General features: G+C 73.6%; 9 protein-coding genes. 7 read left to right on the top strand and 2 right to left on the bottom strand.

The window, feature by feature from the left end:
- The 4 genes from ABD350_RS04880 to ABD350_RS04865 form a co-directional block, all read left to right on the top strand.
- Positions 1–612 (top strand): flavodoxin-dependent (E)-4-hydroxy-3-methylbut-2-enyl-diphosphate synthase (locus ABD350_RS04880; RefSeq protein WP_344346473.1); only part of this gene is annotated, 612 nt, incomplete at its 5' end.
- Between the two features lie 625 nt (positions 613–1237).
- On the top strand, positions 1238–1990 hold the full coding sequence (locus ABD350_RS04875; RefSeq protein ID WP_344346472.1) for an ABC transporter ATP-binding protein: 753 nt from the start codon (positions 1238–1240) through the stop codon (positions 1988–1990).
- A 5-nt stretch (positions 1991–1995) separates the two neighbouring features.
- Positions 1996–3285, top strand: coding sequence for an FtsX-like permease family protein (locus ABD350_RS04870; protein ID WP_344346471.1), 1290 nt, complete (start codon positions 1996–1998; stop codon positions 3283–3285).
- A 225-nt stretch (positions 3286–3510) separates the two neighbouring features.
- Positions 3511–4734, top strand: a complete 1224-nt coding sequence (locus ABD350_RS04865; protein WP_344346477.1) for a sensor histidine kinase — start codon at positions 3511–3513, stop codon at positions 4732–4734.
- A gap of 3 nt (positions 4735–4737) precedes the next feature.
- Here the strand turns inward: ABD350_RS04865 and ABD350_RS04860 are convergent, their stop codons facing one another.
- Positions 4738–5403, bottom strand: coding sequence for a response regulator (locus ABD350_RS04860; protein WP_344346469.1), 666 nt, complete (start codon positions 5401–5403; stop codon positions 4738–4740).
- 249 nt (positions 5404–5652) lie between these two features.
- Between ABD350_RS04860 and ABD350_RS04855 the strand changes: the two genes are divergently transcribed.
- From ABD350_RS04855 to ABD350_RS04840, 3 genes are all read left to right on the top strand, one after another.
- Entirely contained in the window at positions 5653–6501 is an 849-nt protein-coding gene (locus tag ABD350_RS04855) for a GNAT family N-acetyltransferase (protein ID WP_344346468.1), read from the top strand.
- A 20-nt stretch (positions 6502–6521) separates the two neighbouring features.
- The gene (locus ABD350_RS04850) at positions 6522–7052 is read left to right on the top strand and encodes a GNAT family N-acetyltransferase (RefSeq protein ID WP_382467070.1); all 531 of its coding nucleotides are present in this window, start codon (positions 6522–6524) and stop codon (positions 7050–7052) included.
- 73 nt (positions 7053–7125) lie between these two features.
- A complete protein-coding gene (locus tag ABD350_RS04840; RefSeq protein ID WP_344346467.1) occupies positions 7126–8829 on the top strand; it encodes a proline--tRNA ligase in 1704 nt (567 codons plus the stop codon).
- Positions 8830–9386: 557 nt separating this feature from the next.
- On the opposite strand, the gene ABD350_RS04835 is transcribed toward ABD350_RS04840, so the two are convergent.
- Positions 9387–10286, bottom strand: a complete 900-nt coding sequence (locus tag ABD350_RS04835; protein WP_344346466.1) for an aminoglycoside phosphotransferase family protein — start codon at positions 10284–10286, stop codon at positions 9387–9389.
- Positions 10287–10299: the final 13 nt, after the last annotated feature.

Below are 10299 nucleotides of genomic sequence, written 5' to 3'. Positions count from 1 at the left end.
TTCCGGGACATCAAGATCTCCGTCAAGCACAACGACCCGGTCGTCATGATCGAGGCCTACCGCCAGCTCGCCGAGAGTTGCGACTACCCGCTGCACCTCGGCGTGACCGAGGCCGGCCCCGCCTTCCAGGGCACGATCAAGTCCGCGGTCGCCTTCGGCGCACTGCTGAGCCAGGGCATCGGCGACACCATCCGCGTGTCCCTCTCGGCCCCGCCCGTGGAGGAGATCAAGGTCGGTATCCAGATCCTGGAATCCCTGAACCTGCGCCAGCGCGGCCTGGAGATCGTCTCCTGCCCGTCCTGCGGCCGGGCCCAGGTCGACGTCTACAAGCTCGCCGAAGAGGTCACCGCGGGCCTGACCGGCATGGAGGTCCCCCTCCGCGTCGCCGTCATGGGCTGCGTCGTCAACGGCCCCGGCGAGGCCCGCGAGGCCGACCTCGGCGTGGCCTCCGGCAACGGCAAGGGCCAGATCTTCGTCAAGGGCGAGGTCATCAAGACGGTCCCCGAGTCCAAGATCGTGGAAACCCTCATCGAGGAGGCCATGAAGCTGGCCGAGCAGATGGAGAAGGACGGCGTGACCTCCGGCGAGCCGTCGGTGTCGGTGGCGGGCTGACCCCCGTACTCGCGCTGTGAGTCCCGTCACCACTCGGTGACGGGACCGGGGCACGGTTCGGGCGTCGTCACCGGCGGAACCCCGACGACGTCTCCCGGCTCCCCCCTGCTCGACCCCCGTCCTCACGGTCGCCCACCAGCACAGGCGACCCCGTTCCGCGACCGGCCCCCGCGACGCTTGAGGCCCCCGACGACCATCGCCCGCGCCCCGCCGACGCCGAGGCAAGGCCTCCCTTGGCTCTCGCCGGGACCAGGGCTCCTCGGCTGTCGCCGAGGCGAAACATCCCCCCGCCTTCGCCGGGGCGAAGCATCCCCCGCCCTCGCTGGGACCAGGCTTCCCCGGCCGTTGCCGGGGCAAGGCCTCCGTCCGCCTTCGCCGGGACAGGGCATCCCCCGGTCGTCGCCGGGGCAAGGTCTCCCTCCGCCGTCGCCAGGGCCAGGCTTCCCCGGCCGTCGTCGGGGCAAAGCATCCGTCCGCCCTCGCCGGGGCAAGGCATCCGTCCGGCGGTCACTCGCAGCCGTCGGGGCCCGCACCCCTGCCGACGAGCGGGGTTCGGTTTCCCGAACCCCTGGTCCGGGGGTGGGCACGATCGACCGCCGCGCCGCGTCCGCCGAGGATGAGGGGCATGGCTGAGATGGTGACGGATGTCGAGGCGGGAATCGCCGTTCGGGCGGAAGACCTGCACCGTGAGTACGGGCGCGGTACGGCCGCCGTACGGGCGTTGCGAGGGGTGTCGGTGGCCTTTGCGCCCGGTACGTTCACGGCGGTGATGGGACCGTCGGGCTCCGGCAAGACCACCTTGCTGCACTGCCTCGCGGGGATGGACCGGCCCACTCGGGGCTCTGTCCGGTGGGGTGGCGTCGAGGTTTCCCGGCTGCCCGAGCGGCGGCTGGCGACACTTCGGCGCAGCCGGGTCGGATTCGTTTTCCAGGCGTTCAATCTGATGCCGGCGATGACGGTCGCGCAGAACGTCGAGCTTCCCGGCCGGCTGGCCGGTGAGCGGCCTGAGCGGGGCCGGGTTCTGGACGCGCTGGAGCGGGTCGGACTGGCCGGACGGGAGCGGCACCGGCCCGGGCAGTTGTCCGGTGGGCAGCAGCAGCGGGTGGCGATCGCCCGGGCGCTGGTCTCCCGCCCCCGGGTGCTCTTCGTCGACGAGCCGACCGGCGCCCTCGACCGCGCCACCGGCCACGAGATCCTCGCCCTGCTGCGCGCCGGCGTGGACCAGGAGGGCCGTACCTGCGTGATGGTGACCCACGATCCGGTTGCCGCCGGATACGCGGACCGGGTACTGCTGCTTGCCGACGGCCTCGTGGTGGACGAGCTGGACCGGCCCACCGCCGCCCTCGTCGGCGAGCGCCTGAGCCGGCTGGGCGGGTGAGTGCGATGGTCCCGGTCGCCCTCGGGCAGATGCGCCGGCGTCCGGCTGCCTTCGTCGGTCTGGCGGTCGCGCTGTTCCTCGCGATCGCCACCGTGACGCTGTTCGGCTCTCTGCTCGCCGCCGATGTCACCGCGTCCGCGTCCGCCCGGAGGGCGGCCACAGGGCCGGGAGTGGCGGTGATCGCCGGAGCCTTCGGTGAGATCGCCGTCCTGGTGGCGTTCTTCGTCGTGGTCAACGCGCTGGGTTTCGCTCTGCGTCAGCAGCACCGCGAACTGGCTCTGCTGCGCACCGTCGCGGCAACGCCCCGTCAGACCCGGCGGCTGGTACGCGGCCAGGTCGTCACGACCACGTTGCTGGTGGCCTTGCCCGGCTGGGCCGTGGGCGGGGCCGCGGCCCGTCGCTTCCTCGCCGAGCTACGACGGCTGGGGCTGGCGGCACCGGGCATGCGGGTGCCGGGGACACCGGTACCGATGCTGGTCGCCCTGGCCGCCGTACTCGCCGTCGGCCTGGCGGCCTCGGCCGTCGCGGCCCGGCGGATCTCCCGGATGGCGCCCGCGGCCGCCCTCACCGCCGGTTCGACCGAGCACGGACGGGCGGGCGCACCCCGTCTGCTCGCCGGTATCGGCGCGCTGGTGGGCGGCGGCCTGCTGCTGCGGCTGGCCGCGACGCGGCCGGCGGAGGAGACGGACAAGGCGGGGCAGGCGGCGCTGCTCGCCGCGCTGGTCCTGCTGGTCGCGGTGGCCCTGCTGGGACCGCTCGCGGTGCGGCTCCTGGTGGCCGTCCTGGGGGCGCCGGTACGGGCTCTGGCGCCCGGTGCGGGGTGGCTGGCCCACGCCAACCTGCGCGGCTACGCGCGGCGGTTGTCGTCCGCGGTGGTGCCGGTCGCGCTGCTCGTGGGGCTGTCCGGCACCATGCTGATCATGACGCACACCGCCGGGCACGCCACGCGGGCGACGGCCACCGGTGTCACCTCCGCCACGGACGTCTGGCTGCGCCAGGCCGAGGTGGCGCTGCTGACCTGCTTCGCCGCCGTATCGACCGTGAACACCCTGGTCGCCGTGACCGCCGAACGGCGCCGCGAGTTCGCGCTGCTGCGCCTGGTCGGCGCGCACCGGTGGCAGCTGATGCGCATGCTGACCGCGGAGGCGGCGCTGACCACGGCGGTGGGCGTCCTGCTCGGCGCGGCGGTCGCGGGAGCCGCGTCGGCGGCGTTCAGCACGGCGACGACCGGCTCGGTGGTGCGTCCGTCCCGGTGGCCGCCTCCTGGTACATCGTCGCGGGCGCGACGGCGCTGACCGTCCTGGCCGTCCTGGCCACCGGCCTGCGAGCGGTTCGGGGTCCGGCGGCGGAACTGGTGAGCGGTGACCGTGACTGAACGCGGCGACGAGCCGGCCGCCGAGGGCACGTCCCGCCCGCGGGCGCGCACCCGCACGGTCCTCGGAGCCTGGCGGGCACGCCGCCCGTCGGCCCGGCGCAGTCACCCGACCGGGGCGGAGCGACCGAGATGCCCCGCGTCGGAGGTGGTCGAGCAGCGGCGATACCTGTCCGCCCGGGGCGGCGAATGGGCCTTCGCGATCGTCGGGCTGCCGTGCGCACTCCTCGGCGGCGGCTACGCACTGGCCGCCCTGTACGCGGGAGCGCTGCTCTCGCTCACCGTGGTCGGCCTGCCGTTCGTGGTCGTCGCGCTGCTGGGCGCGCGTCGTCTGGGCGCGCTGCACCGGTGGCTGGTCGGCCGGTTGCTCGGCGAGTACGTCGAGGCGCCGGCCAGGCTGCCCCGCCCGGCGGGCGTGTACGCCCGTGGCCGTGTCGTGCTGACCGATCCCGTCGCCTGGCGGGCGCTGCTCTATCTGGTGCTGCGCTTGCCGCTCGGCGTGCTCGGCTTCGCCATCGCCGTGGCGCTTCCCCTCGGCTGCGGCTGGCTGGCCAGCTTTCCGCTCTGGATCCGCCTGGGGGGCGGCGCGCGGCCGGCCACCTGGCTGGACGCGGTGTCCGTCGTGCTGGGCCTGGTGGTGCTGTCCGCGGTGCCCGGCGCGATCAGGGCGCTGAACGGAGCGAACCGCCGGCTCGCCCGGCTGCTGCTCGGCCCGGCCCGTGCCCAGCAGCGTGTCCGGGAGCTGGAGACGGCCCGCGCCACCCTGCTCGCGGACAACACCGACCAGCTCCGCCGCCTGGAGCGTGACCTGCACGACGGCACCCAGGCCCGGCTGGTCGCCCTGGCCATCACCCTCTCGCTGGCCGAAGACGCGCTCGCGCCCCCCTCCGGTCCGGACCTCGGGCGGCTGCGCACCCTGATGAACCGCGCCCGCGGCCAGACCGACGACGCGATCACCGAACTGCGGCGGCTGACCCGGGGGATCCACCCGGTGGCACTGGACGGCGGCCTCGGCGAGGCGTTGCCGGGCCTCACCGCCACCTCGCCGGTGCCGGTCACCATCCGCCTGGACCTGGCAGAACGCCCGCACCAAGTGGTCGAACGGGTCGTCTACTTCTGCGCCGCCGAGCTCCTCACCAACATCGCCAAGCACAGCGGTGCCCGCTCGGCCGAACTCACCGTGAGCGCGGCGGACGACCGGGTGCGCCTCAGCGTGCGCGACGACGGCCGCGGCGGTGCGGCGCTCGGCGCCGGTACCGGCCTGACAGGCCTGGCCGAACGGCTCGCGGCGGTGGACGGCGTCCTGCGGGTCGACAGCCCGCCCGGCGGACCCACCATGGTCGTCGCCGAGCTGCCCGCACGTCTGCGATGAGCGTCAACTTACCGTTTCGGCCAGGTAGTTGAGGACAGCCTTCACTCGACGGTTGTCGGCGTCGCTCGCCCGCAGGCCGAACTTGGTGAAGACGGCGGCGACGTGCTTCTCCACCGCCCGCTCCGACACCACCAGCAGTGCGGCGATGGAGCGGTTGGAGTGGCCTTGTGCCATCAGCTCCAGCACGTCGCGCTCGCGCGGGGTCAGGGTGTCCACCCGCCTGCGCCGGCCGCCCCGCATCAGCTGCGTGACCACTTCCGGATCGAGCACCGTGCCTCCGTCGGCGACACGGTGCAGAGCGTCGACGAACTCGCTGGTGCGGGCGACACGTTCCTTCAGCAGGTACCCGATGCCCGCCGCTCCGTCCGCCAGCAGCCGGGAGGCCCAGGCCGCCTCCACGTGCTGCGAGAAGACGAGGATGCCGACCCCGGCGGTCCTCGCACGGATCTCGACGGCGGCGCGAATGCCTTCGTCGGTGTGCGTGGGCGGCATGCGGATGTCCACCACCGCTACGTCGGGCCGGTGCTCGGCCACCGCGGCGAGCAGCTCCGGCGCCGTCCCGGCGGTGGCCACGACCTCGCATCCGCGGGCGCCGAGCAACTCGACCATCCCGTCCCGCAGAACGACGGAGTCCTCGGCCAGTACCACGCGCAGGTGCCCATTGATCACAACCACGATTATCGGGTGAGCCGATCCGATGTCCCGGGCGGCGACCGGGACGGCAGACCGTCCGCCTCCACTCGTCGGCGAGCGCCGGGCGGTCACGGCGCGCTTCTCCGGCGCGCGGACGGCGCCTGACCTGCTCCAGCCGAGACCCGGGAGGACTGCCGCGGGTCGGTCCGAGACCGGTGGGGAGCGCTTCGCGGGCACCCGGGGTACAGTGCCGGGACCAGCAGAACCCCACCGTGAGGCCCCGTAGTGTTGACCCAGACCACCACCCGGGTCCTGGAACCGAATGACCTGGACGCGGCGCTCGCCGTGCTCGACCGTGAGCCGGTTGCCAACGCCTTCGTGACGTCCAGGGTCCGGGTCGCCGGCCTGGACCCCTGGCGGCTCGGCGGCGAGATGTGGGGCTGGTACGAGGACGGCATGCTCACGTCCCTGTGCTACGCGGGCGCGAACCTCGTCCCCGTCTGCGCCACCCCGCGCGCCGTGCGCGCCTTCGCCGACCGCGCCCGCCGGGCCGGGCGCCGCTGCTCCTCCATCGTCGGGCCCGCCGACGCCACCGCCGGACTGTGGCGGCTGCTGGAGCCGCACTGGGGTCCGGCCCGGGAGGTCCGCGCCCACCAGCCGCTGATGGTCACCGACCGCATGCCCGACGACATCGCCCCCGATCCGTACGTCCGCCGCGTCCGCAAGGACGAGATGGAGACGATCATGCCGGCGTGCGTGGCGATGTTCACCGAGGAGGTCGGCGTCTCCCCGCTGTCCGGCGACGGCGGGCTGCTCTACCAGGCCCGGGTCGCCGAACTCGTCGGCTCCGGCCGCTCCTTCGCCCGCGTGGACGAGCAGGGCCGGGTGGTGTTCAAGGCGGAGATCGGCGCCGCCACCCCCCAGGCCTGCCAGATCCAGGGCGTGTGGGTGGCCCCCGAGTACCGGGGCAGGGGCCTGGCGGTCCCCGGCATGGCCGCCGTGCTGCGCTACGCCCTCGCGGACTTCGCCCCCGTGGCGAGCCTCTACGTCAACGACTTCAACACGGCGGCGAGAAGGACGTACCGGCGCGTGGGCTTCGAAGAGGTGGGCGCCTTCATGAGTGTGCTCTTCTGACGCCCCTGTACGCTCCCCGCATGGACCCAGTGATCGGCCCCCTGGACCTCACCGCCCACGTCGACGAGGCGTTGGCCGTCCAAGCCCTCGCCTTCGGTCTGGGACCGGAGGAGGTCGCCGTACGCCGGCAGATCGTCCAGCGCCACATGCAGTACCAGGGCGCGAGAGCCTACGGCGCGACCTCCCGCGGCCGGCTCGTCGGCTTCGTGTACGGCATGCCCAACAGCCGTACCCACTGGTGGTCCACCGTCGTGGAGCCCTATCTGCGCGCGGGCGGCAACGACTTCTGGCTGGACGACTCCTTCGTCATCACCGAACTGCACGTTCACCCCGACCACCAGAACCGGGGCATCGGCCGGAAGCTGATCACGACCATCACCGACACCGCCGACGAGCCCCGCTCGATCCTGTCCGCGATCGACATCGACAGCCCCGCCCGCGGCCTGTACCACTCCCTCGGCTACACCGACCTCGCCCGGCAGGTGCACTTCCCGAGCGCACCCCGTCCCTACGCCGTGATGGGCGCCCCGCTGCCGCTGCGCAGGCGCTAACCGATTTCCACCGGCACGGGCGGCCCGGATAACCTCCTTGCCACCACCTTTATCCGGCAGGAGTACGAGAACCATGGCCAAGGCACCGGTCCAGCGCATGTCCCAGTTGATGGCGAAGACGCTGCGCGACGACCCGGCGGACGCCGAGGTCCTCAGCCACAAGCTCCTCGTCCGCGCCGGCTACGTCCGCCGCACGGCGGCCGGCATCTGGAGCTGGCTGCCCCTGGGCAAGAAGGTCCTCGCGAACGTCGAACGCGTCGTCCGCGAGGAGATGGACGCCATCGGCGCCCAGGAGGTCACCCTGCCCGCCCTGCTGCCCCGCGAGCCCTACGAGGCGACCGGCCGCTGGGACGAGTACGGCCAGGAGCTGTTCCGGCTCAAGGACCGCAAGGGCGGCGACTACCTCCTCGGCCCCACCCACGAGGAGATCTTCACCCTCCTGGTCAAGGACCAGTGCACGTCCTACAAGGACCTGCCGGTGATCCTCTACCAGATCCAGACCAAGTTCCGCGACGAGGCCCGCCCCCGCGCCGGCATCCTGCGCGGCCGCGAGTTCCTGATGAAGGACTCGTACTCCTTCGACCTGGACGACGACGGCCTCGGCGCCTCCTACGCCCTGCACCGCGAGGCCTACCAGCGGATCTTCGCCCGCCTCGGCCTCGACTACCGCATCTGCGCGGCCACCGCCGGCGCCATGGGCGGCTCCAAGTCCGAGGAGTTCCTCGCCCCGGCGGAGGCCGGCGAGGACACCTTCGCGGACTGCCCGAACTGCGACTTCGCCGCCAACACCGAGGCGATCACCTACCAGCTCACGCCGGTGGACGGCTCCGCCGTACCCGCGCTGGAGGAGATCCCCACCCCCGACACCCCGACCATCGAGACGCTGGCCGCCTCGCTCGGCGTCCCCGCCTCCGCCACGCTGAAGAACCTGCTGGTCAAGGTGGACGGCGAGATCGTCGCCGTGGGCGTGCCCGGGGACCGCGAGGTGGACCTGGACAAGGTCGAGGCGCACTTCGCCCCGGCCGCCGTGGAGATGGTCACCGAGACCGACTTCGCCGCCCACCCCGAGCTGGTCCGCGGCTACGTCGGCCCGCAGGGCCTGGGCGAGAAGGTCAAGTACATCGCCGACCCGCGCGTGGCCCCCGGCACCGCCTGGATCACCGGCGCCAACAAGGAGCACACGCACGCGAAGAACGTCGTCGCCGGCCGTGACTTCGAGGTCGACGAGTACGTGGACGTCGTGGTGGTCCAGGACGGCGACCCCTGCCCGCAGTGCGGCACCGGCCTGAAGCTGGACCGCGCCATCGAGATCGGCCACATCTTCCAGCTGGGCCGCAAGTACACCGACGCCCTCAAGCTGGACGTCCTCGGTCAGAACGGCAAGCCGGTCCGCGTCACCATGGGCTCCTACGGCATCGGCGTCTCCCGCGCCGTCGCCGCGCTCGCCGAGCAGACCGCCGACGACAAGGGCCTGGTGTGGCCCAAGGAGATCGCCCCGGCCGACGTGCACGTGGTCGCCGCCGGCAAGGCGCTCCAGACCGAGCTGGCGCTGGATGTCGCCGGGAAGCTCGCCGACGCGGGCGTCCGCGTCCTGGTGGACGACCGGGCCGGGGTCTCCCCGGGCGTGAAGTTCACCGACTCCGAGCTGATCGGCGTGCCCCAGATCCTGGTGGCCGGCCGCCGCGCCGCCGAGGGCGTGCTGGAGCTGAAGGACCGCAAGACCGGCGAGCGCGAGGAACTGACGGTCGAGGAAGCGATCACCCGCCTGACGGCCTGACGGCCTGACGGCCTGACGGCCTGACGGCCTGACGGCCTGACGGCCTGACGGCCTGACGGCCTGACGGCCTGACGGCCTGACGGCCTGACGGCCTGACGGCCTGACGGCCTGACCCCTGGCCCACCGGATCGCCTGACCTGCCGACGCCGCCCCCGGGGACTTTCCCCCGGGGGCGGCGCCACAGCCGGCCGCCGATCCAGGCAGACGTCACCACAGCCCCCTCCTCCCCGGCCGGTCGTCGCAGCCGGCCGCCGCCACGGCGCGTCGCCACTCCGGGCAGCAAGCGCAGCGGCCAGTCGCCCCAGGGCCGGCCGTTTGACCAGGCAGCAGCTGCGGTCGGTGGTGGCCGCGGACAGTCATCGCCGGGCCGGTCGTCGTCGCGGTCGGTCGCCGCTCGGGTCGGCCGTCGTTGCGGTCGGTGGTGGTCGTGGCCGGTGGTCTCTCGGGACAGTCGTCACCGAGGTCGGCCGCCGCTGCGGCCGGCCGTTGCCACGGTCGGTCGTGGCTGCGGCCAGCCGTCGCCACCGCCAGTCGTGGCTACGGGCGGTCGGCCCTGGCTACAGCCAGCCCGCGAACTCCAGCAGCAGTTCCGCGTCCGTGGGTCGGCCCACGCGCAGCGCCCGCACGCCCGACTCGACCGCCCGGAACAGTGTCCAGCCGCGCAGCCGGTCCTGGTCCACCTCCAGCGACTCCGCGAGCCGTTTGATCCGGCGCCGGGTGGTGGCCGGGCCGGACGGCTGCGCGATCAGGTCCTCCACCCGGTCCCGCACCAGCCGCGCCAGATCGAAGGCGCTCTCGCCGACCACCGGGTCCGGACCCACCGCGAGCCACGGCATCCGCTCGCCCGAGAGCACCTTGCTCTGCCGGAACGTGCCGTGCAGCAGCCGGTCCTCCGGCGGTGTGGCCAGCAACTCCTCACGGGCGGCCAGCGCCGCCTCCACCAGCGGGGCCACCTCGGGCTCCGCCCCGGCGCTCGCCCGCATGGCCGCGGCCTGCCGCCCGGTGCGCTCGGCGACGGTCTCGAAGGCGTGCCCGGCCGGCGGCTCCACCCACAGCCTGCGCAGCGTCCCCGCCGCTTCCAGCAGCGCCTTCGCCTCCGGCAGCGAACGCACCGACACATCCGGATGCAGCCGCTCCAGCAGCAGCGCACCGTCCTGGGCGCCGTCCTCCAGCAGTTGTACGGCGCCCAGCCCGGCCCAGTGCGCCAGCGCGGCCCGCTCGCTCTCCGGGCGGGCCCGGGGCGGTGCCAGCTTCAGCACGGCCGGGGTGCCGTCCGGCCGCCGTACCAGCACCACCAGGCTGCTGCGTCCGCCCGGCACCTGCACCCGCTCGACGGTCAACCCGCGCCGGGCGACGGCCTCCTCGGCCACCGCGGGCAGCCGCGTCAGCCAGTCGTCCCCGGCCGGTGCCGTCTCACCGAGCGCCCGTACCAGGCGCGGCGGCGCTTCCCAAGCCATGCGCGAGTCGTTC

The sequence above is a fragment of the Streptomyces nogalater genome, from assembly GCF_039532885.1.
GTDB lineage: Bacteria > Actinomycetota > Actinomycetes > Streptomycetales > Streptomycetaceae > Streptomyces > Streptomyces nogalater.
This window is presented reverse-complemented; position numbering and strand designations above follow the sequence as displayed.